Below are 22,054 nucleotides of genomic sequence, written 5' to 3'. Positions count from 1 at the left end.
CGGGTTTCGCCTATGTCCGTTGAGACGCGGGTTTCCCCTGGAACGTTGCGACCATCTTGCGCTTGACCTGCGCGGCCAGTGAGCCGGTGACTCACGATGACCCTATAGCAACGGATCGCGTGTGACAGACCCAGAACGTGGTATACCCGCGGAACGCGGATAGAGTCCCGGCAAACGCTCAAAGTGGTATTCGTCTGACGGGAAAGACCAGGGATGCCGAACGCGTGGCTGCCGACCGGGGGTCGGCGCGCACGACGCACACCACCATACGCGGTCTCGAAAGTGAAACGGCGCCCTCGTGCGCTGAATCACTGACCCAAGACGGCTCACAGAGAGGGTGCTTCGCCGGTCAACCGCCGGTGGATCTCGGTGTAGCGGTCCAGAGTGCGCTCCACCACGTGGTCGGGCAGCGCGGGCGGCGGGGTCTCCGACGCGCGGTCCCAGCCGGAGGCGTCCGAGGTGAGCCAGTCGCGCAGGACCTGCTTGTCGAAGGAGGGCTGCGGCTTGCCCGGCACCCACTCGTCGGCCGGCCAGTAGCGCGAGGAGTCGGGGGTCAGGACCTCGTCGCCCAGCACCAGGGAACCGTCCTGGCCGCGGCCGAACTCGAACTTGGTGTCGGCGAGGATCACACCGCGGTCCGCGGCGATCTCCCGGCCCCGTTCGTACAGGCGCAGCGTGATGTCGCGCAGCTCCGAGGCCAGGGCCGTTCCGTGCACGGACGCCACGGCGTCGAAGGAGACGTTCTCGTCGTGCTCGCCCACCTCGGCCTTGACCGCGGGCGTGAAGACAGGTGCGGGCAGCAGGGACCCGTCGGTGAGTCCGTCCGGGAGCGGGACCCCGCACACTGTGCCGTCGTCCCGGTACTCGGCCAGACCGGAGCCTGCCAGGTGTCCCCGGGCCACACACTCGACCGGCACCATCTCCAGGGGTCTGCACACCAGGGTGCGGCCCGCCCAGTCGGCGGGTGCACCCTCGGGAGGGACGTCGGAGACCACATGGTTCGGAACCAGGTCGCCCAAGCGTTCGAACCACCACAGTGACAGTTGCGTCAGGATGCGCCCCTTGCCGGGGATCTCGGTGGGAAGCACCCAGTCGTAGGCCGAGATGCGGTCACTGGCCACCATGACCAGGAGGCCGTCAGAGGTGGAATAGAGGTCGCGCACCTTGCCGGTGTGCAGATGTGTGAGGCCCTCGACCCGGACGGGCTCCGGTCTGACCACGAAACCGCTCATGGTGCCCCCTTCAGTCCTGCAGCTCTGCGGCGGCGCGTTCGGCGATGTCGGTGCGGTGGAACGACCCGCGCAGCTCGATGCGCGAGGCCGCCTCATAGGCTCGGTCGCGGGCCTGGCGCAGGTCCGCGCCGGTGCCCACCACGTTCAGGACGCGGCCGCCGTTGGACTTCACCCCGCCGTCGGGCGCCCAGGACGTGCCCGCGTGCAGCACGTAGGCGCCCTCGAGCGCGTTGGCGGCGTGCAGGCCGTGCACGAGGTCGCCCTTGACCGGGGCGCCCGGATAGTTCTCGGCTGCGACCACCACGGTCACGGCCGCACCCGGCTTCCAGTTGAGCGAACCGATCGCGCCGAGCCCGGCGGTGTCGGTGGCCTGGAGGACCGCGCCGACCGGAGTGGACAGGCGGTCCAGGATCACCTGCGTCTCCGGGTCGCCGAAGCGCGCGTTGAACTCGACCACACGCGGGCCCTTCGACGTCAGGGCCAGCCCCACGTACAGCAGCCCCTGGTAGCGGGCGCCGCGGCGGTTCATCTCCACGAGCGTGGGACGAACGACCGAGCCCATCACCTCGTCGGTGAGCCCGGGCGGGGCCGACGGCACCGGGGCGTATGCGCCCATGCCGCCGGTGTTGGGGCCCAGATCTCCGTCGTGGGCGCGCTTGAAGTCCTGGGCGGGCAGCAGCGGGAGCGCGTGCTTGCCGTCGCTCAGCACGAACAGCGACACCTCGGGCCCGTCGAGGAACTCCTCCACGACCACCCGGCCACCGCACTCGCGGGCGTGCAGCTCGGCGGCCGCGCGGTCCTCGGTGACCACGACGCCCTTGCCCGCGGCCAGGCCGTCGTCCTTGACCACGTAGGGCGGGCCGAAGGCGTCGAGAGCCTCGGCGACCTGGCCGGCGTTACGGCACACCCGCGCCCTGGCGGTGGGCACGCCCGCGGCTTCCATGACCTCCTTGGCGAAGGCTTTGGAACCCTCCAGGCGGGCAGCGTCGCGGTCGGGGCCGAACACCGGGATACCGCGGTCGCGCAGGGCGTCGGCCACCCCCGACACCAGCGGCGCCTCCGGCCCGATGACGACCAGCTCGGCGCGGATCCGCGCGGCCAGTTCGGTCACGGCGAGGCCGTCGGTCACGTTGATGACGTGGTTCTCGGCCAGTTCGGAGATGCCCGGGTTGCCGGGGGCACTGTGCAGGTCGGTGATGCCCGGGTCCAGGGACAGGGCTCGGACGAGTGCGTGCTCGCGGCCTCCGCCGCCGAGAACGAGGGCTTTCACTGGGGGCCTCTTCGTGCTGGAGGGACTGGTGCGGACTGGGGACGGCCGGGGCTCAGACGAGAGGACGCAGCTGGAGCGTCTCGTCGCGGCCGGGGCCGACACCGATGGCGGAAATGGGCGCCCCCGCCATCTCTTCCAGAGTACGCACGTACGCCTGCGCGTTCTTGGGGAGTTCGTCGAATTCGCGGGCGCCCGTGATGTCCTCGGTCCATCCGTCGAGGTACTCGTACACCGGGGTCGCGTGGTGGAAGTCGGTCTGGGTCATCGGGATGTCGTCGTGGTGCACCCCGTCGACCTCGTAGCCCACGCACACCGGGATGCGGTCGAGACCGGTGAGCACGTCGAGCTTGGTGAGGAAGAAGTCGGTGACGCCGTTGACGCGGGTCGCGTAGCGGGCGATCGGGGCGTCGAACCAGCCGCAACGGCGATCGCGTCCGGTGGTCACGCCGTACTCCCCACCGTGGGTGCGCAGCCACTCGCCCTCCTCGCCGAGCAGCTCGGTGGGGAAGGGGCCGGAGCCCACGCGGGTCGTGTAGGCCTTGAGGATGCCCACGACCTTGGTGATGCGGGTGGGGCCGATGCCGGAACCGGCGGCGGCACCTCCCGAGGTCGGGGAGGAGGACGTCACGAACGGGTACGTGCCGTGGTCGATGTCCAGCAGCGTGCCCTGGGAGCCCTCCAGGTAGACCGTCTTGCCCTCGTCCAGCGCCTTGTTGAGGATCAGCGAGGTGTCGGCGACGTGGGGACGCAGCTCCTCGGCGTAGGCCAGGTACTCCTCGATGATGGGCTCGGCGTCGAGGCCGCGGCGGTTGTAGACCTTCGTGAGGAGCTGGTTCTTGTCGTTGAGGGCCAGCTCGATCTTCTTGCGCAGGATCTTCGGGTCGAACATGTCCTGCACGCGCACGCCCTGGCGCGAGACCTTGTCGGCGTAGGTGGGGCCGATACCGCGGCCCGTGGTGCCGATGCGGCCCTTGCCGAGGAAGCGCTCGCTGACCTTGTCGAGGGCCCGGTGGTAGGGCATGATCAGGTGCGCGTTCGCGGAGATGAGCAGGTTGGAGGTGTCGACCCCGCGCTCCTTGAGGCCGTTGAGCTCCTCCAGCAGAACGCCCGGGTCGATGACCACGCCGTTGGCGATGACCGGGACGACGTTCGGGGACAGGATGCCCGACGGCAGAAGGTGCAGGGCGTACTTCTGGTCGCCGATGACCACCGTGTGGCCGGCGTTGTTGCCGCCCTGGTAGCGGACCACGTAATCGACCTGGTCGCCCACCAGGTCTGTCGCCTTGCCCTTACCCTCGTCGCCCCACTGGGCACCCACGAGCGTGATCGCCGGCATTGGTTCTACCTCTTCGCTCGACACCGGAGCCGGGGTGCAACAGGCCCCGAACATGGATGAACCCCTGGCGCAAGGCAGCGACAGGGGCCGTTGCGTATTGAGCGTACACGACCTGCGGTTCCCGGTTAAGAGGAGGTCTGTCCGCCTCTTGCCGCAGGGCACGTGGGATGTGGCACGCTCACGCGGAGGTCTCAGCTGTTGAGCGCCTTGTCGGCCTCGGCGCTGGACTCGCGCAGGAACGTGGAGCAGCGGTCGGCCTCGTCGGTGTCCCCGATCCGCTCGGAGGCCTGGGCGAGGGCGTGCAGGGCGCGCAGGAAACCGCGGTTGGGCTCGTGGTCCCACGGGATCGGGCCGTGGCCCTTCCACCCGGAGCCGCGCAGCTGGTCGAGCCNGGTGTTAGCCGGTCCGCGCGTAGGCGTAGGCGGTGACCGGCTGGTTGTCGGCCAGGGCGAGCTCGGCCAGGCGGGCCCACGCGGCCGAGTAGGCGGGGAAGCGGCCGGCGACCGTCGTGGGGTCGTCGGCGGCCTCGAGGGCCTCGCGCGCCTCCGGGTCGTCGGGCAGGCGCGTCTCGGGCGGCTCGTTCAGCAGGTTCTGGTGCAGGTTCATGCCTTCCATCCTGCCACCGGGCCGGAGCCGCACACACGGACGCCCGGCGGCCGGGCGGCCGCCGGGCGTCGGGAGGACGTGATCGCCCAGGGCGGTCTAGCGCAGCTTGGTGCCTGCGGACTTGAGGTGCTGGGCGGCCTCGACGACGCGGGCGGCCATGCCGGCCTCGGCGACCTTGCCGTAGGCGCGGGGGTCGTAGGCCTTCTTGTTGCCGATCTCGCCGTCGATCTTCAGCACGCCGTCGTAGTTCTTCATGATGTGGTCGACGACCGGACGCGTGTAGGCGTACTGGGTGTCGGTGTCGACGTTCATCTTCACGACGCCGTAGTCGATGGCCTCGTGGATCTCTTCCATGGTGGAGCCGGAGCCCCCGTGGAAGACGAAGTCGAACGCCTTGGCCCTGCCGTGCTTCTCGGCGACGGCGTCCTGGGCGTTCTTGAGGACCTCGGGGCGCAGCTTCACGAAGCCGGGCTTGTAGGAGCCGTGCACGTTCCCGAAGGTCAGTGCGGTCATGTAGTAGCCCTTCTCGCCCAGGCCGAGCACCTCGGCGGTGCGCAGTGCGTCCTGGGGCGTGGTGTAGAGCTTCTCGTTGATCTCGCCGACGATGCCGTCCTCCTCGCCGCCGACCACGCCGACCTCGATCTCCAGGATCGTGTTGGCGGCCTTGGACGCGGCCAGGAGCTCCTCGGCGATCTGCAGGTTCTCCTCGAGCTCCACGGCCGAGCCGTCCCACATGTGGGACTGGAACAGCGGCTCCTGGCCCTTGGCGACGCGCTCCTTGGAGATGTCGAGGAGGGGGCGCACGAACCCGTCGAGCTTGTCCTTGGGGCAGTGGTCGGTGTGCAGGGCGACGTTGACCGAGTACTTCTCGGCGGCCACACGTGCGAACTCGGCGAACGCGACGGAGCCGGTCACCATGTCCTTGACCGAAGCGCCGGACAGGAACTCCGCGCCCCCGGTCGAGATCTGGATGATGCCGTCGCTCTCGGCCTCCGCGAAGCCGCGCAGGGCGGCGTGCAGCGTCTGGCTGGAGGTCACGTTGATCGCCGGGTAGGCGAAACCCTCGGTCTTGGCGCGCTGGAGCATCTCGGCGTAGACGTCGGGGCTGGCGATGGGCATGACTTTGCCTCCCTGGGTTCGGCGGTGTCGTCCAAGTATCGCGAATCCGCGGAGCCGTTGAAAAGGTCTAGACCAAAGTGCCCGGCCTTGTCGGGTTCACGTGAGGTGCGGGGTGTCCGTTCCCTGCGGTTCTTTCGGAAGGGGCAGGGGGCGGGATGATCTGTGAAGATGTGACCGAATTGTGTGATCGGTGGGGCTACTGGTCGACTGCTGTCGCTTTTTGCCGTGATACACGCTACATTCGACGCCGTGGGAAGGCATAGGAACGATCCTCGAGGCGTTGGTCAGGTGATGGCCATCGTCGTGGCCGTCGTGCTGTTGGTCGGCATGGTCGGCCTGGGCGTGTTCTTCTTCTACCGGTCGCTGCCGTCGGCCGAGACCAGTGTGAACGCGAACGCCTCCGAGGCATCCGTCGAGGAAGAACGGCCCGAGAACCTGGGAGCCCTCTACATCCAGGTGACCGGGGAATCCAGCAACGTCCACGTCCGGGAGCCCGGCGGCGACGTCCTCCTCGACTACGAACTCAGACAGGGCCAGTCGGTGAACTACTCGAGCGCCGAGGGCGGGCTCGAGGTCACCGTCGAGGACCCGGCCGCCGTGGAGGTCTTCGTGCACGGCGAGCAGCGCGACATCTCCGACCGCGACCCGGAGTTCAGCTTCAGCATCGACGGCTGACCCCGGGCCACGGAACACCCCCGAACCCCAGTGACGGGCCCCTCAGACGTCCAGGTCGGAGACCCCGTAGACCGACCGGTACTCCAGACCCTGCGCAGCGACCGCCTCACGTGCGCCCCGGTCCAGGATCAGCGCCACGGCGACGACCTCGGCGCCTTCCTCGCGCAGCGCCTCGATCGCGGTCATCACCGAGCCCCCTGTCGTCGAGGTGTCCTCCAGCGCCAGGACTCTGCGGCCCCGCACGTCCGGACCCTCGATGCGCCGCTGCAACCCGTGCGCCTTGCCGGACTTGCGCACCACGAAGGCGTCCAGCTTCCGGCCGCGGGCGTGTGCCGCGTGCATCATGGCTGTCGCCACCGGGTCGGCGCCCAGCGTGAGGCCGCCGACCGCGTCGAATTCCAGGTCGGCGACATTGTCCAGCATCACCGAACCCACCAGGGGCGCCGATTCCCCGTCCAGGGTCACCCGGCGCAGGTCCACGTAGTAGTCGGCCTCCTGCCCCGAGGACAGGGTCACCTTCCCGCGTACGACCGCCTTATCGTTGATCTGACGCAGGAGTTCATCACGTTCGCTCATGATGAGTGAGCCTAGAACACCGAGATCCCGGAACGACGCCGGGATCCCAGGTCGTAAGGGGTGACCATGACGAAGGCCGGTGACACCGTCCGTGCCGAAGGCACCGTGCGGGTCGAGACCACCGTCGACACCGAGGACGGCGCCCAGCGCGTCGCCCGCGCGGTGATCGAACACCAGGTCGGCGCTTGTGCACAGATCAGCGGTCCCATCACCAGCTACTACCGCTGGGAGGGCGAGGTGCAGAACGACCCCGAGTGGATCGTGGTGATCAAGACCACCGCCGACCGCCTGGAGACGCTCACCGCCCGCATCCTCGACGTGCACCCCTACGACGTCCCCGAGATCGTCGCGGTCCCCGTCGTCGGCGGCAATCCCGCCTACCTCGACTGGGTGCGGGACGAGACCCGGGCGGGCGGCACGGCGTGATCGCCATCTGCCTCCCCCCGCCCCTGGGCGCCCCCGGGCGCCTGCCCGCGCTCGCGCCCGAACTGGCCGAACGCGGCCTTGACCCGGCCGTGGTCGAGGTGGCCGACGACGACCGTGCCCCCTACGCCGCGCGTTACGTCGCCCGCGCAAGCCTGGAGACCGGCCGGGCCGTGCCGGCAGACGACCCCCGTGCGCCCCTCGCCCTCGTCGCCGAGGGCGGCGCGGGCCCCCTTCTCGGCGCCGTGGGCGCCGCCCAACGCGCCGCACACCGCCCCGTGTACGCCTACGTGCTCGTCGACGCGTGGCTGCCGCAGCCGGGCAGCCCCACCCGCACCGATATCGCCGCACGCCAGAGCCCCGAGGGCGCGGCACCCGAGCTGCCCGACGCCCCCGACGGCTACCTCACCGAGCACCTCCCCACCGTCGCCGACTGGCCCGACGCACCCTGCGGTTACCTGTGCGTGGACCCGGCCTTCACGCACGTGGCCAAGCTCGCCGGGATGCGCGGGTGGACCGTGCGCGAGGCCCGCCCCGAGGACGCCGGCGCGGCCCTCGCCGAGCTGATCGACGCGCTGCGCTGACCCTGCCGTGCGGGACCTCGGGGCGGGGCTCAGCCCTCGCCGCGCGCCTGCGCGAGCGTACGGGCGAGCCACTCGGGGATGTGCTCCTCGGTGCGGGGGAAGCGCTCCAGGTCCTGGACGAAGGCGGCCGGGGGGAAAGGGGCGTCGAACCCGGGCTCTTGGTCGTACTCGAAGTCCACGCCGTAGGACCCGGGCGGGTTGATGGTGTAGCGCATCGTGAACCAGGTCCCCGTGTCCTCCTTGTACATGCCGTTGCGCAGGCGGCGGGCCTCCTCGATCGCCTCGCCCGGGGCGTCCAGGGAACGCTCCGAACCGTCGTCGCCCCGGCGGACCAGGTCCACGGACTCGTGGCCCGCGACGGCCGCGTAGCGCAGGACCACCTGGCTCCAGTCGGGGTCGACCACGGCCAGGCAGGCCTTGCCGAGCTCGACGAGGGACTGGCTTTCGTCGATGGGGGTCATGCCGCCGATCGGCTCCTGAGACATGCTGGGCTCCTCTTCTTCCCTACGGGGGTCGGTTCGCTGCCGGGCTGCTGGGATGCCGCCCGGGGTCGTGCGGAGACTACTGGGGCTGGGGATGCGTGTGGTGCGTGCGTGGGTGCGGTACCGGCATCAGACGCCGGCGTTCCGATGGTCCCGGGCCAGGTGGCCGAGGAGAGCGCGGTGGGTCTCCCACTGCTGTCGGGGTTCCTCGCCGGAGAGTGTGTACCGGAGCGCGGGTGACCAGCGGGCCCCGATGCGCTCGGGGACCACTGGTGCGGCGAGCGCGTGGTCGATCCCGATCTCCGCGACGGTCTCCGGGCCCAGGACGAGTTCTGTGGGGAGTGCGACGCCGCTGGAGACCGGCCTGTGCAGGGTGTCGTGGGCCTCGGGCACGCGCCGGACCGTCATCGAGCGCAGGTGCTCGGACAGCTGCGCGATCAGGTCGGGGAACGCCTCGGGGACCTCGTGGCCGGGGACGGCCAGGCTCACGCTCTGCTTCACGCCCTCCTGAGCGCGCGTCACGCGCAGGCTCGCGCTGAAGGACGGGCCGGAGACGAGGGTGTGGGTGGGTGACGGCGCGCGTTTGCGGCACAGGTCGGTGAGGGCCTGCAGGTCCCACGCGGAGACGACGGGTTCCTCGGTGCCCCAAGCGGTGGGTTCCTCCCCGCACAGGGTGTGGACGACGACTGCGAGGTCGTCCCCCAGGAGGAGGTCGGCCGAGGCGGGACGGACCGTGTGCAGATTCACCACGAACCCGGCAGGTTTGTTGGCGCGAGCGAGTGCGGGGAGAGAGCCGCTGCGGTCGACGACGAAGCCGGAAACCCCGTCCCACACGAGCGGAGCGCCGCTGATGCCGTCGTGGTGTCCGCCTTCCGGGCCCTCGACGACCCACCGGCACTTCTGAGTGGTGAGGATCTGCCGCAGGGGATGGGAGAGCGCGGTCGTTGCAGGCGTGAGCAGGTGGAGGCCGAGGCCGTCCCGTGCCGAAGCAGCCATCGCATCGGCGACGGCCGCCGAGAAGGTGGCGACCGGGGCGTCGACGGCCATGAGGCGGATCTCGTCGGTCTCCACGAGGGCAGAGGGGTGGTTCGCCGTTCCCTGCGGCAGGGGTTCTTGCCAGGTGTGCCGGGGTTCGGCCGGCCAGGCGCGACCGCCGTGGTCGGTGACCAGGGAGTCCGCGAAACGGTGCGCCGCGACGATGGCTTCCGGGTGGTCGTCAGGGGCGCGCACGTCCGTCCACCAGGCGTTGTGGGTGAGTGCGGAGGCTGCCTCGTGGCCGAGCAGGCGTGCGACCTCGTGCGGGCTGTCGATCGCCTGCGGCGGTTCCACGGACACGAACGGGCGACCGTCCGCGTCACGCAGCCGCACGATCGCGCCCCTGGACGCGCTCCGGATCGTAAGGTCCGGGTGGGCCGCTGCCAGGGCCCGGATCATCGGGCGGACCCGGGGGAGTTCTTCGGTCAGCGCCGTCACGGTGTAGGTCACGGTGGGCCTTCGGTGTGGGGATCGCGGGTCAGGTGTCGTTGTTGGCTTGGTCGATTTGCTCCTGGAGCCAGGTGGGAATGTGTTCGGGGTCGCGGGGGAAGTAGTGGAGATCGTCGACGTAGGCGTGGGGTGAGGCGGGGATGAGGAAGTCGGGTGGGTTGTCGTAGTTGAAGGTGACGTCGTATCGGGTGGGTGGGGTGATGGTGTAGTGCATGGAGTACCAGGTGCCGCGGCCTTGTTTGTACATCCCAGCTCGCAGGCGCTTAACGGTCAACTTGGCCGAGTTGGGGATATCGAATCGCTCTTCTCTGTCATCCGAATTATAGAGAAAAATGCCGTAGGTTGAGTAGGGGGCAAGTCCGTGGAAGCGATAATAGATCTTTGTCCACTCTTTCGGTGCTGCAGACATCAGATCTCGCCCGAATTCGATGAGTGCATCTGATTCTTCCTCGGGGGTCATTCTTCCGATGGGGTCGAGGATCAAGGTTTGGGTCCCTTCGGGATGTTCGGATAATCGATTTGGTCCTGGACTACGCCGTTGACTGTCCAGTTGACTTCGATGGAAGTGGGGGGTGGGTAAATCGTCTTCCCGTCAACTTTAATGGGCTTGAGATTTGAGTCATCAATCATGTTGATTGTAGTTTCGATTTTTGGTGGCCTGGGCCCTGCTTCCAGTGCAGGTCCGAGTTTTTCCATGACTTTATCGTGTCCCTTTCCGAGGATCTCGGGGAGTCGGTGCTCTTCGCCGTTGAGTAGCGCGTCCCACGTCATCTCTGCGTTTCTGAAGCTGCCGCCGATCCCTTCGTTTTTTGCACGCCTCTGGTTGACCTCCTTGATCATGGCCACCTGATTGAGGCGCTCACCGGGTCCGAAGAATTCACTTGAGCCGTAGAGGTGGCCGCCGTTCCAGAGTCCTTTGCCGGTCTGCCATAGTTGAACTTCGCCTGGGCGTGGGTATCTTCCGTGGTCGGCCTTGAAGTCATCTTTGATTCGCTTATTGAGCTCATCGAAGTATACTTTGGCCTCAGTGTTTACCTTTTTCTGCTCGCCTTCATTGCGGTCGTGCGACCCAGGGGTGAGTTCGCCTTCGGCTCGGACTGTCCGACGGTTGGAGTCGGTGTAGTAGGTGTATTCTGTGGAATTTGCTCGGACAACGTATTTGGCGTCTGGTCGGGGCTGTTTCAGTTCCGGATGATCAGAGCCCTGCGGTCGAGCATCGGTGTGGATCTCGTTGATCGTGCCATGGCCATTGGTGAAGTACGTGCTCGATCGTCCCTGGGCATCGGTGATCTCGTACCTTGTGTTGGGATCCAGGTCGATGCCGTCGCCGAAGCGCTCCTTGGGGCCAGGCATGAGCGGGTCGTCGGGGCCGATGTGGACGGGCGCCGCGGGGTCATTGCCCGAGCCGCCTCCGCCAGGGCCGGCGCCGGGAGGCGGCGGGCCGAGGTCGCCGCCCGTGCTGCTGGTACCCCCACCACCGATGACGGGGCCTGCGGATCCGCCGGAACCACCGCCGGGTGTGGGGCCGCTGCTCGCCGCGCCCTGACCCGGGCCGCCGAGGTCGCCGCCGCTCGAGGTTCCGCCACCGCCACCACCGGCCGCGAATCCGGACCCCGTGCCGCCGCCGAGGTCCCCGCCGGCATTGGTGAAGCCCGGGCTGTCGGAACCCCCGGCCGTGACGCCTGCGAGTGCGGGCTCCCTCCGGTCGCCGAACAGTTGAGGACCTGGAACTCGGCGTCGCGGTCGTGCGCGTTACGGCGCACGTGGTCCTCCACCCCTTCGATAGCCGGTTCACGTCGTCCGGGGTGGCACCGGTGTCGATCTCGTCGGACTCTCGGCCGCGGCTCCGGTCAGTGCCGTTGTTCGTACCGTCGCCGGACTCCGGCCCCCGCGGAGGGGAGGCAGCCGGGTCGGCGGGCCCGTGTCCCTGGCCCAGGCGCCCGACCGAACTCTGCAGATCCCCGATCAAGCCGGAGAACCACGCTCCGACGCCCGTGGTCGGTACGGCGCCACCGCCAGGCACAGAACCGGAACTGGGTATTCCGGGCAGCCGTGAGACGTCCGCACCGGGCGTGCGGAGGTCCGGCACGTCGTAGCTACCCGAGCCCGCGTCGTTGAGTGCGGAGATACGGTTGCGCATACCGAGACCAGCCATGGGCGCGCCGACCACGGCCCCCGCCCCGGTGAAGGACAGGACCACCCCGCCGGCGATGAGGCCGATGTTGATGGCCCCCTGCGTGATGGTGTACCGGGGCGGTCGTCCCACTCGTCGGTGGGCACGATGCCTTGGCCGACCTCCCGCAGGGGTGGGAGGACGTTGTCCACCCACTCGCCGAAGCTACTGACGCCCCACTGGTCGCCCTCGTCCTTCGCTGGGTCGTAGAACCCGGTGAGCAGGGCCAGGCCCTCGAGGGTCTCCGACATGTAGGCGGTCCGGTTCTCCTGGCCCTGGGCTCCGAAGAACGGATTGGCCCACGTGCCGTCGTGCCAGATGCCGGTGAGGCCTCCGAAGTCCTGGACGACACCGGTCGCGATGTCCGCTCCTGCGTGCCAGGCGTCGACGTACCAGGGTTCGTCGACCTCGGCCGCGCCGCCCCGGGGCATGTGCTGACCTTCGGGGATCTCGCTGAAGCCGTAGGGGATCTGGCTGCCGTCGTGGCCGTCCCCGTCCATCTCGTCGACCGTGACGAACTCGGGACGGCGCGGTGATCTCGTTGGCAGCGTCCAGTTGGGCGTTGTCCCAGCCGCCCTGGGCGGACTGCACACGCAGGAGGAGCGCGTTGTGTTCCTCGACGAGGTCCTCGTCGTCGCGCCAGTCCTCGTCGGTGTCGATGACCTTGCGCATCTCCACGGCCTCGTCGCGCAGACCGCTGAGGCGCGTCTTGTAGTGCCGGACCGTTTCGGCGAAGTCCTCCAGGGCGCTCGCCAGGCCGCTGGTCCCGGTGGCGACCGACTCCCCGTCGGTCTCGACCGGGTCGACGGCCTCGAGCAGCGCCTCGGATTCCGGGGCCTGGTAGACGCCGGACAGCCCGCCCCAGGAAGTGACGATGTCCTCGTCGGCGGTCCCGATGTCGCATCCGGCGCGCCGGATGTCGCCCGCGTACTCCTCGAGCGCGTCGGCGTCGATGTAGGGGATCAGGATATTGGCCGGGTTGATGAACCCGTCGTCGTAGCACGAGCCGGGGTCGGCGTCGGTGAAGAACTCGTCCTCGAGGGCGTTGTCGGGCATACGGCCTTCTCAGGGGGCGGGGGATTCGGGGGCGGGTGGGGGCCAGAGGTTCGGAGGCAGGTCGTCCTCGGTGACCGGTGCCTCGAGGTTGTTGCGCTGTGCGGTCTCGGCCATCTCCAGGTCGACTTCCGAACACGCAGTGACGGCCGACCCCGTGCGGCGCACCATCTGGCCGCACAGGGGGCCGTAGTGGGACATGAAGAGTCCGAGTGCGGTCTCGACGGGGAAGCTGTCGCCGCACTCCTCGGCCGCGCTCTGCACGGCGGTGTCCATGGTCTGGATGCTTCCGGACAGCCCCTCGGTGGCGTCCTCGTCGCCGAGGTGGCCGAGGACCGTGGTCAGCACGCCTGAGACGGCGTCGATCTGGATACTCCATCCGGACATGGGTGACTCCTCGGTGGGGGCAGGCGCATGGAGGGCCGGTCACTGTGTGTGGTTGATCCATCGTGCCCGAAGGTTCGGACATTTCGGTGTTCCAGCGGCCACAGGAGGTCAGGGACGGCGGTGCTCCTGGGTGTCGCGCACGGCGGTCTGCACCAACTGCGTCGACCCGGTGCGCGAGACCCACAGACCCCGGCCCGAGGGCTGCGGGGAGGCATGCACGCGCGGCAGGATCTGCCCCTCGGACCGGTCGCCCGACATCACCAGCGCCGTCGTGCCGATCTCCCGCATGGCCTGCACCAGGGGCTCGAACTGGCCCCGGCTCGCGCCTGCGACGCGACGCGCCACCACGAAGTGCAGCCCGATGTCGCGGCCGCTGGATACGAACGGCACGAACGGGGCCAGGGGCTTCTGCCCGGCTGTCGTGAGCACGTCGTAGTCGTCGGCGATCACCACGATGCGAGGCCCGGAGAAGGTCGGCACGTCCAGGGAGTCGGGGTCGCCGTCGTCCGGCAAGCGCTCCTCGAGCTCCTTGGCGACACCGGCGGACAGGCTCCCGCACACGCGCGGGCTGCTCGCGTAGCCGCCCATGTACTCGTTGGGCACGAGGTTGCGGAGCGAGCGCCGGGGGTCCATGACCGCGAACACGACGTCCTTCGGCGTGTACCTGTCCACGAGGCCCTCGGCGAGCAGGCGCAAGAAGTTGGTCTTGCCGCACTCGCCGTCGCCGAACAGCAGCATGTTCTGGTCCCGCTCGAACAGGTCCAGCGACACCGGCGACAGCGAACGTTCGTCCACACCCACCGGGACGTTCTCGGGCTCGCTCTCCCAGGAGGGCAGCGAGGACACCGACAGTGATGTCGGCAGCACCCGCACCTCGGGGGCACGCTTGCCCGGCCACGCACGGTCGATCTCGCGCACTGTCGCCTCCACGACCGTGCCCAGGTCCTCGTCGGAGGCCTCGCCGTCGAAGCGGGGCAGCGCAGTCTGGGCGAACAGCTTTCCGGGGATCAGGGCACGGCCCGCCACGCCTTCGGGGAAGGTGTCGGCGAGCTTGCGGTCGATCGTCGACTCCGTCGCGTCGTTGAGGTGGAGCTCGACCTTCTGCCCGAAGTTGGACTGAGTGGCGATACGCACGTCGTTCCAGCGCAGCATGCCTGCCACGACGTGGATGCCGTAACCGCCGCCGCGCTGGAGGAGGTCGGTGACGATGCCCTCGATCTCGGAGAAGTCGTTGCGCAGCGCCCCGTAACCGTCGATGCACAGGATGACGTCGGCGCTGGCGAGCTCGGGAACGTCGCCGCGGGCGTGCATGCGCCGCAGCTGGGACACGGAGTCGATGCCGCGGTCGCGGAAGACCTCCTGGCGGTGCTCGAGCATTCCGCGCATCTCCTCGGCGGTGCGCCGCACACGCTCGGTGTCGGTGCGCAGCGCCACGCCGCCCACGTGCGGCAGCTTCTTGAGCGCCTGGAGCCCGCCGCCGACCAGGTCGAGGCCGTAGACGACGGCCTGCTCGGCGGTGTGGGTGAGCGCGAGCGAGGTCACGAGGGTGCGCAGCAGGGTGGTCTTGCCGCTCTGGGGTCCGCCGATGACCGCCACGTGCCCGCCGGATGCGGTGAGGTCGATCTCCCAGACGTCCTGCCACTGGCGGGAGGGGTCGTCGAACGTGCCGACGGGCAGGCGGAGGGCCGGGCGTTCACCGGGCAGGCGCAGCCCGTGCTCGGTGGCCTCGGGTTCCCCGGCGGCCTGGTCGAGGGTGAGCGCGGACGGCAGCGGCGGGAGCCAGATGGCGCGGGTGCGGTCACCGTGCTGGTTGAACTGGCCGACCATGACGTCCAGGAGGGTGGGGCCGGTGCTGCGGGACGGCATGGAGGGGCCGGTGTCCTTGGCCTTCTCCTGGCGCTCTTCCTCCTCGGGGTCCGGGTTGAACGCAGTGTAGCGGCGCACGCCGGGCCGCTGCTCCTCGTTGCTTTCCTCCTCGGCCACCGGGCCGCGGTAGGGGCCGGACACGTACCCGGCCTTGAACTGCTGGTAGACGGTCGTGTCGACCTTGAGGTAGCCGAACCCGGGCAGGGCGGGCAGGTGGAAGGCGTCCGGGGTGTTGAGGACCGTGCGGCTCTCCTCCTCGGAGAAGGTGCGCAGTCCCAAGCGGTAGGACAGGTAGGTGTCGAGGCCGCGCAGCTTGCCGCCCTCGATGCGCTGGCTGGACAGCAGCAGGTGCACGCCGATGCTGCGCCCGATCCGTCCGATCGACAGGAACAGCTGGATGAAGTCGGGGCGTGCGGTGAGCAGCTCGCCGAACTCGTCGATGATGACCAGCAGGTGCGGCAGCGGGGGCAGGCTCGGGTCCTGTTCGCGCTTGTACTGGTAGTCGCCGATGTTGGACACGTTCCCGGCGTCGCGCAGCACCTGCTGGCGCCGCTGGACCTCGCCGGACAGGCTCGCGTACACACGCTCGATGAGGGCGGCGTCGTCCTCGAGGTTGGTGATGACGCCGGCCACGTGCGGCATCTCCTCGAAGGGGGCGAAGGTCGCGCCGCCCTTGTAGTCGACCAGCACCATGCTCACCCGGTCGGGCGGGTGGGAACCGGCGAGAGCGAGCACGAGCGTGCGCAGCATCTCGCTCTTACCGGATCCGGTGGCGCCCACGCAGAGGCCGTGCGGGCCCATACCGAGCTGTGCGGACTCCTTCAGGTCCAGCACCACGGGGTTGCCCATGTCGTCCACGCCGATGGGCACACGCAGGAACGCACGTTCGCTTCTGGGCGCCCACATGCGGGGCACGTCCATGTCGCCGGGGTCGTGCACGCCGAGCATGGACGGGAAGTCGATGCTGCCGCCCTCCTGCGCGGACTCCTCCACCGACTCGGGGGACAGGCGCAGAGGCGCGAGCATGCGGGCGAGGCCGGTGAGGGTCGCCGGGGTGACATGGTCGACGGTGCCGCTGGAGACCACCGGGTCGGTGCCGCGCAGGTCCTCGACCACGGCCTCGTCGCCGTTGACGGTCACGCGCAGGTTGACGTCGCTGGGCTCGTCGACCTGGCGCGCGACCAGATGGAGCACGGTCAGGCCGAGGTCTGCGGGGTCGACGGCGTGGTCGGGGCGGACGAGTTCGGTGGCGACCTCGCCGTGGGTGTCGTGCACGACGACGAGGCGCCGGAGCATGCGGTAGGCCTCGCGGCGGCCCATGCCGCGGCGGACCTCGGAGGCGAAGTCGGTTCGTGCGCGCAGCTCGTCGGCGAGCAGGCCGCCCAGTTCACGCGGGTCGGGTGCGATGAGGCGGGTGGCGACACCGTTCTCGCGGCGCTGCGGGTCGAGGGCCTGCGGGAACCACGGGAGCCAGGCCCACGCCTCGGCCCGGTCCTCCGGGTGGGCAACGGCCAGGCCGGCGTCCTCGGGGGCGTGGAACGCGCCGAACTGCGCGACGAGGGCACGCACGAGACGCATCAGGTCCTCGTGCTCACCGACCACGCTGATGTTGCCGACCATGTCCAGCGGGAGCCGGAGCGGCATGTCCGGGATGGCCCCGAAGCGGTCGATGAGGGCGCGGGCCTCGGACTGCATGAAGGGGTCGGTGGGGGTGAGGGCGGTGCCCTGCTCGGCGAGCTGCAGGGGACGTCCGGAGGTCATGCCCGTAGCGATCCGCACGTCGAGGAAGTCGCGGTCGCGGCGGCGGCGCTCCCAGAGCCGGGTGGGGTCGCGGATGATGTCGTACAGCGACTCGGGCGGGGGATCGAGGAGGCGTGCGTGGGACCGGGTGCCGTTCTCCCATTCGCTGAGTTCCTCGCGCAGCTCCTCCAGGTACTCCAGGTACAGCTCGCGCTGGTTGCGGCGCTGGCGGCCGACCTGGCCCCTCCGGGAGAAGAGCATGACCACGGCACCGACGAGGGCCACGCACATGAGGACGGCGCCGATGGCCATGAAGGCCGGGTTGCGCATGACCATCATGATCGACAGGGAGGCCATCATCCCGATCATGGGCAGCATGGTCATCAGCGGGTTGGGCTGCGACTTGCCGTCGGGCAGGGTCGGTGGCGCCTCCACCTCGCGCGGCTGCTGTGCCGGGGCCGGGTAGACGATGCGTGTCGGCCGGTGCACGACCCTCAGCGTCATCGGCGTTCCTCTCGGGGTCGGGGGAGGCGGGCCGGGCAGGCGCGGAGGAAGCCTACCGAAACGGGCCCGCGGCCTCACCGTGGGAGGCCCGGGCGTACGGGCGATCAGGGGTGGGATGGTGGACGCGCGTGTCCGGTTCGCGAGGATGGCCGCCGAGTTCTTCACTGTTCGCGGCCATTTATGTCATTTCGATTAAAATTTCGGGGGTGCACTCCGGGGGTCGTGATCCGAGAAGGTGCCGGTGAGGGCTCGTGTTCGTCCGGATCCACACAGGTGAACCCGGGTCCTGGGGAGGGACCGGGGTGCCGGAGGCGAGGTCGGGGCGCCCGACGGTCTGTCTGCGCCGCCTGACATGATTTGTGGTCGACGAACGGTGCGGAGGCCCCTCACGACCCCGTTCTCCGCACACCGTCGTCGGAGACCGCTTCTGCCGCCCCCTAACTGAGCAGGTGAACCATGTCTCGGTGGAGCTTCAACGAAGAGACCGTGCCGGTCCTCCAGAAGAACACCAGCTCGTCCGGTGAAGAACTGGAGGGCCTGATCAAGGACCTCATCTCCGCGGCCGAACCCCTGGAGGGCAAGTTCGACGGCGAGGGCAAGGCCGCCTTCGCTTCGTTCAAGGCCAACTCCGAGATGATCGCGGCCGACCTCAAGTCGGGGCTGGGCCGCATCAACGAGGGCCAGCAGGAGATGGACACGGCGTTCCGCACCGGTGACGAGACCATGGCCGACGACGCCAACAACGACATGGGCAAGGCCAACTTCGACGCCGCGAAGTTCAAGTGACCCCCGCCGTCGCGCCCAGCCCCGGCGCGCCGACGGCACACCCCCGGCCCCTGTGCAGTGAGGAGATGCGATGAGCTCGGGACAGAAGGCCTACGACGACGGTGCCTCGTCCGAGGTGCAGAGCAACATCGAACGGATCGCCTCCCGGTTGGAGGAGATCATCGGCGAGCGTGATGTGGACGTCAACAGCGCCATGGCCGACTTCGAGGCCGACGGGGTCGACGAGGCCTACCGCGAGGTCGAGCAGAAGTGGAACACCTGCGGCAACGAGGTCCGTGCAATCATCCGTCTGCTGCGCGAGACCATGGAGAAGAACGACTCCACGGCCCAGGACACCCTCACCCGGGCCAACACTGCCGTCAGCAGCATCTGACCACCCCCTAGGACGACCACCCCAGTACGAGACCGAGACGAGGAGCGCCGGTGGGCCGCGACTACGACAACCAGTTGTTGGAGTCCGTCGCGGTCCGANGGCCCCCCCGCCGACGCCTCGACGAGAACATCGGCAAGGTCGCCCTCAGTGCCTGCCTCGCCGCGGTCGGGTGCGCCGGAAGCGTGGGTTGGTCCTTCATCACCACCACCCTCAGCGACCAGCAGCTCGAACAGGAGCAGGCCGAGTCGGGCCCCGCGGAGAACGCGGTCCCGCCCGTGCCCGGTGACTGGGTCGGCGAAGAGGTCACCCTGGACATGCTCGGCGACGAGCTGGAGGCGGCCGGGGTCGAGGAGCACCTGTACGTCCTGCCCGGCGACCCGAGGCCCGAGCCCGGCAGCATCAGCAGCTACTACCTCATCACCCAGGACCCCGAGGGCCACCTCGAGGCCTCCGTCATGGACTTCGACCAGGGCCGGCCCAACGAGGAGTTCGGCACCGAGGACGAGGCCGCACGCTGGCTCTTCCAGGAGCTCGCCACGACCGAGGCCGACCCCGCCGCGCTCACCCCGGAAGAGGAAGAGGAGGCTGTCGAGGGCACCGAAGAGCTCGTGGAAGAGGTACACGAGGGCCTCGAGGAGCGCAGCGGCGACTCCTACCTGCACGAACTCGAACCCGGTGACCACATCGACGCCTTCGGTCCCGAGGCCGGGCGCCACTTGTACCCCGACGGCGCCCCCTACGAGGAACGCGGGCTGCCCGAACACGTGCGCACCGGCGCAGGCGACGAGGAGCTCTACCACCGGTACCGGGTCGTGCACCCCTTCCAGGTGACCGCAGCCATCGCCCCGGCGGAGGGCGACAACCCCGGCGGCGGGGTCCGCTTCACGCTCGATACCGCAGGCTTCCCGGACGTGCCGCCCGCCCCCACGCTCCGCTGGCTCGTGGCCTACGGCTACGTCGAGCGCGTCGCGGTCAACGACGTACCCCAGTGATCCCCGCCGCCGGGAACCCGACGGCCCAGCACGACCACGACACAGCAACAGCAGGAGCAATCGACCATGACCGCTTGGAGCCGGGTGACGCTCGTCGGCGAGGAACGCAGGGTCGACGCCGTCCTGCCCGCCGACGAACCCGTCGGTGCTCTCATGCCCGAGGTGCTCGACCTCCTCGGTGACAAGCCGGCGGACCCGGCCAGGCTCCGGCACCTGGTCACCGCCTCGGGGGCCGTCCTCGACGGCGAGGTCAGCCTGGAGGACCGCCAGATCACCGACGGCGCCGTGCTCCGGCTGGTCCGTGCCGAGGAACCGGTGCCGGCGCCCGTCGTGCACGAGGTCCCCGAAGCGGTCTCGCGGGCGCTGGACGAGCACTGGGCCCGGTGGACCCCGCTCGCCGCGCGTTGGACCGCCACGGTCTCCCTGATCGCGCTGTTCCTGGCCATCGGCCACCTCGCCCAGGGGCACCTCGGCGGGGTCTCGGCCCTGGTGTGGACGGCGGTACTCGCGGGGGTCCTCGTGGCGGCCGGCGCCGCCGTCGGCGTGCTCTGGCGCGAGGCACTCGGTACCGCCCTGGCGATGAGCGGGACCGCGGTCGGGGGCCTGTCCCTGTGGGTGGCCTGCGACCACTTCGGATGGCCCGAGTGGGTGCGGTGGGGTGCTCTGGCCGCGCTCGCCTCCGGCCTCGTCCTGCTGCTCGGCCTGACCTCGGGGCTCGGCCGCGGGGGCCTGACCGGCGGCGGTGTGGGGGCCGCGCTCACCGCCGTCTGGGTGGCCGGGGCCGCCTTCGGGCTGCCCCAGGAACAGGTCGCCGTCATCATGTCGGTGGCCTGCGTGATCCTGCTCAGCGTGCTCCTGCGCCTGGCCCTGATCTTCTCCGGCCTGTCGGTGCTGGACGACGAGCGGACCGAGGGGGACGAGGTCGCCCGCACCGACGTCCTCGACTCCGTGGCGGGCGCCCATCGCAGCCTGGTCATCGCCACGTTCGCCGTCGCCGTGGCCTCGTGCGTGGCCGGCGTCGTCCTGGCCGCGAACTACAGCCTGTGGACGGCAGGGCTCTCAGCGGTGCTCGCCGTGGTCGTGGCCGGTCGCTCACGCCTGTTCCCGCTGATCGCACAGAAGGCCACACTCATCGCTGCGAGCCTCGTCGTCCTTGCGGCGTTCCTGTTCAGCTGGGCCGAGGCCGAGACCTGGGGTGTCTGGCCGGCCCTCGGGATCGCCGCCGCCGTCGCCTCGATCCCCTTCGTCGTGCTCTCGGCCGAACCCCCCGAGCACGTGCGCGCCCGTCTGCGCAACATCGCGGGCCGTGTGGAGGTCGTGGCCGTGATCGTGTTGGTGCCCCTGGCCGTGGGCGCCTTCGACACCTACCAGCGACTGATCGACACCTTCTGACCGGGGAGCGACGATGACCGCGACACCCACGTCGACACCGTCCGACCCCCGCCCCGTCTCCGGGGACAGTTGGGGGCGCAGGGCCGGGCGTGCCCTGCTCAGGCCCTTCCGCCCGGTCGACGAGGTCGCCGAGGCCATCACCGTGGCGCGGGGACTGCAGCGGTCCTCCGCGACCGGGCGCCGCATCGTCGTCGAGCACCTCGACGGGACCGAGAGCGCCGGGGCGGCCGCGCTCATGGCCCGGGCGCTGGCCCACTACCGGTGGGACCGCGTGCTGGCGGTGGGCGCGTCGCCCCACGAACCGACGCTGGCGCGCCGACTGGGCACGGACGCGCCCGGAAGCCTCGGTACAGGGCTCGACACCACTTCCTTCGAGGCAGTGGAGAAGAGCGTCGGCAGGGTCGGGAACCGCCTGTGGACCGTGGGGACCGACCCCGGGGACGAGGAGGCGCACCTGCGCGGCCTCCTGCCGTTGTCCCGTTTCTTCGGGGTGACGCTCGTGGAGGGGCCGCAGGAGGCACCGTTCGTGGCCGCTGCTTGCACGGACGCCCATGCGCGTGTGCTCGTCGCCCGCTCCACCCGTGTGGGCGCACTTGCCGTGGGCCGTTTCCTGGACGGGGTCGACGGCACCGGACTGTCCGTCGCCGGCGGCCGCGACGAGGAGTTGGCCCGGACGGTCGTGCTGCTGTCCGAGGAGGAACAGGGAGAGGACCCGGGCTTCGACGCCGCCCGGACCGAGCGGCTCATCGCCGAGAGCGGTGCTGGGGTTCTGAGGCTGGCACACGACCGACACGTGGCCCAGGGGTCGGCCGTGCGCGCCCGGCGGATCCGGGAAGCGACTCAGGACACCGTCCTGGAAGCCGCAGCGCAGGCGCTGGCGCGCGCGATCGACGGACGACCCCGCCAGGACGGGGAGGGGAGGCAGGAACATGGCCTCTGAGGACGAGGCACCCCGTCGGCGCGGCCCGGCAGGGTTGTGGCACGGGAAGACCGGCGGTGG

At 69.8% G+C, this 22,054-nt stretch carries 20 protein-coding genes and 1 pseudogene; 8 read left to right on the top strand and 13 right to left on the bottom strand.

Annotated elements, in window-relative coordinates; all coding sequences use genetic code 11:
• Positions 1-326: 326 nt before the first annotated feature.
• The 5 genes and pseudogenes from D474_RS0119955 to fbaA all read right to left on the bottom strand — a co-directional run bounded on the left by D474_RS0119955 (position 327) and on the right by fbaA (position 5,563).
• Positions 327-1,232, bottom strand: a complete 906-nt coding sequence (locus D474_RS0119955; RefSeq protein ID WP_017615272.1) for a phosphoribosylaminoimidazolesuccinocarboxamide synthase — start codon at positions 1,230-1,232, stop codon at positions 327-329.
• Positions 1,233-1,242: 10 nt separating this feature from the next.
• Entirely contained in the window at positions 1,243-2,502 is a 1,260-nt protein-coding gene (gene purD, locus D474_RS0119950) for a phosphoribosylamine--glycine ligase (protein WP_017615271.1), read from the bottom strand.
• A gap of 52 nt (positions 2,503-2,554) precedes the next feature.
• Entirely contained in the window at positions 2,555-3,838 is a 1,284-nt protein-coding gene (locus D474_RS0119945) for an adenylosuccinate synthase (protein ID WP_017615270.1), read from the bottom strand.
• A 191-nt stretch (positions 3,839-4,029) separates the two neighbouring features.
• Positions 4,030-4,444, bottom strand: a pseudogene (locus tag D474_RS29430) (DUF3151 domain-containing protein).
• Between the two features lie 96 nt (positions 4,445-4,540).
• On the bottom strand, positions 4,541-5,563 hold the full coding sequence (gene fbaA, locus D474_RS0119935; RefSeq protein WP_017615268.1) for a class II fructose-bisphosphate aldolase: 1,023 nt from the start codon (positions 5,561-5,563) through the stop codon (positions 4,541-4,543).
• A 291-nt stretch (positions 5,564-5,854) separates the two neighbouring features.
• Between fbaA and D474_RS0119930 the strand changes: the two genes are divergently transcribed.
• The gene (locus D474_RS0119930; RefSeq protein ID WP_017615267.1) at positions 5,855-6,238 is read left to right on the top strand and encodes a RodZ domain-containing protein; all 384 of its coding nucleotides are present in this window, start codon (positions 5,855-5,857) and stop codon (positions 6,236-6,238) included.
• A 42-nt stretch (positions 6,239-6,280) separates the two neighbouring features.
• On the opposite strand, the gene pyrE is transcribed toward D474_RS0119930, so the two are convergent.
• Positions 6,281-6,814 (bottom strand): orotate phosphoribosyltransferase, encoded by a 534-nt coding sequence (gene pyrE / locus D474_RS0119925; RefSeq protein WP_017615266.1) that lies wholly within the window; start codon positions 6,812-6,814, stop codon positions 6,281-6,283.
• A gap of 66 nt (positions 6,815-6,880) precedes the next feature.
• Here pyrE and cutA point away from each other — a divergent pair, with 66 nt between their 5' ends.
• Complete coding sequence (gene cutA, locus D474_RS0119920; RefSeq protein WP_017615265.1) at positions 6,881-7,240, top strand: divalent-cation tolerance protein CutA; 360 nt, start codon at positions 6,881-6,883, stop codon at positions 7,238-7,240.
• A complete protein-coding gene (locus tag D474_RS0119915) occupies positions 7,237-7,821 on the top strand; it encodes a hypothetical protein (RefSeq protein WP_017615264.1) in 585 nt (194 codons plus the stop codon). The genes cutA and D474_RS0119915 overlap by 4 nt, the downstream gene beginning before the upstream one ends.
• Positions 7,822-7,850: 29 nt before the next feature.
• Here D474_RS0119915 and D474_RS0119910 read toward each other — a convergent pair whose 3' ends face one another.
• The 7 genes from D474_RS0119910 to D474_RS0119885 all read right to left on the bottom strand — a co-directional run bounded on the left by D474_RS0119910 (position 7,851) and on the right by D474_RS0119885 (position 17,511).
• A complete protein-coding gene (locus tag D474_RS0119910) occupies positions 7,851-8,306 on the bottom strand; it encodes a hypothetical protein (protein WP_017615263.1) in 456 nt (151 codons plus the stop codon).
• 126 nt (positions 8,307-8,432) lie between these two features.
• Positions 8,433-9,788 carry a DUF6177 family protein gene (locus tag D474_RS0119905; RefSeq protein ID WP_017615262.1) on the bottom strand — a complete coding sequence of 452 codons (1,356 nt, stop codon included), beginning with the start codon at positions 9,786-9,788 and terminating at the stop codon, positions 8,433-8,435.
• A 28-nt stretch (positions 9,789-9,816) separates the two neighbouring features.
• Positions 9,817-10,272 (bottom strand): hypothetical protein, encoded by a 456-nt coding sequence (locus D474_RS33550; RefSeq protein WP_239647125.1) that lies wholly within the window; start codon positions 10,270-10,272, stop codon positions 9,817-9,819.
• Positions 10,269-11,141, bottom strand: coding sequence for a hypothetical protein (locus tag D474_RS31905; protein WP_152476945.1), 873 nt, complete (start codon positions 11,139-11,141; stop codon positions 10,269-10,271). The genes D474_RS33550 and D474_RS31905 overlap by 4 nt, the downstream gene beginning before the upstream one ends.
• 985 nt (positions 11,142-12,126) lie before the next feature.
• A complete protein-coding gene (locus D474_RS0119895; RefSeq protein WP_026118648.1) occupies positions 12,127-13,017 on the bottom strand; it encodes a hypothetical protein in 891 nt (296 codons plus the stop codon).
• Positions 13,018-13,026: 9 nt separating this feature from the next.
• Positions 13,027-13,401, bottom strand: a complete 375-nt coding sequence (locus D474_RS30555) for a DUF6507 family protein (RefSeq protein ID WP_017615260.1) — start codon at positions 13,399-13,401, stop codon at positions 13,027-13,029.
• 108 nt (positions 13,402-13,509) lie between these two features.
• A complete protein-coding gene (locus D474_RS0119885) occupies positions 13,510-17,511 on the bottom strand; it encodes a type VII secretion protein EccC (protein WP_017615259.1) in 4,002 nt (1,333 codons plus the stop codon).
• Between the two features lie 456 nt (positions 17,512-17,967).
• Between D474_RS0119885 and D474_RS0119880 the strand changes: the two genes are divergently transcribed.
• The 5 genes from D474_RS0119880 to D474_RS0119860 all read left to right on the top strand — a co-directional run bounded on the left by D474_RS0119880 (position 17,968) and on the right by D474_RS0119860 (position 21,994).
• On the top strand, positions 17,968-18,297 hold the full coding sequence (locus D474_RS0119880; RefSeq protein ID WP_017615258.1) for a hypothetical protein: 330 nt from the start codon (positions 17,968-17,970) through the stop codon (positions 18,295-18,297).
• Between the two features lie 70 nt (positions 18,298-18,367).
• Positions 18,368-18,670 carry a pore-forming ESAT-6 family protein gene (locus D474_RS0119875; RefSeq protein WP_017615257.1) on the top strand — a complete coding sequence of 101 codons (303 nt, stop codon included), beginning with the start codon at positions 18,368-18,370 and terminating at the stop codon, positions 18,668-18,670.
• A gap of 50 nt (positions 18,671-18,720) precedes the next feature.
• Complete coding sequence (locus D474_RS0119870; protein ID WP_017615256.1) at positions 18,721-19,662, top strand: TNT domain-containing protein; 942 nt, start codon at positions 18,721-18,723, stop codon at positions 19,660-19,662.
• Positions 19,663-19,728: 66 nt separating this feature from the next.
• The gene (eccD, locus tag D474_RS0119865; RefSeq protein WP_017615255.1) at positions 19,729-21,054 is read left to right on the top strand and encodes a type VII secretion integral membrane protein EccD; all 1,326 of its coding nucleotides are present in this window, start codon (positions 19,729-19,731) and stop codon (positions 21,052-21,054) included.
• Positions 21,055-21,067: 13 nt separating this feature from the next.
• Positions 21,068-21,994 carry a hypothetical protein gene (locus tag D474_RS0119860; protein ID WP_017615254.1) on the top strand — a complete coding sequence of 309 codons (927 nt, stop codon included), beginning with the start codon at positions 21,068-21,070 and terminating at the stop codon, positions 21,992-21,994.
• Positions 21,995-22,054: the final 60 nt, after the last annotated feature.

The sequence above is a fragment of the Nocardiopsis salina YIM 90010 genome, from assembly GCF_000341025.1.
In the GTDB taxonomy this organism is placed as follows: Bacteria; Actinomycetota; Actinomycetes; order Streptosporangiales; family Streptosporangiaceae; genus Nocardiopsis; species Nocardiopsis salina.
Note: the sequence above shows the minus strand (reverse complement) of the source record. Positions and strands in the feature narration are given on the sequence as shown.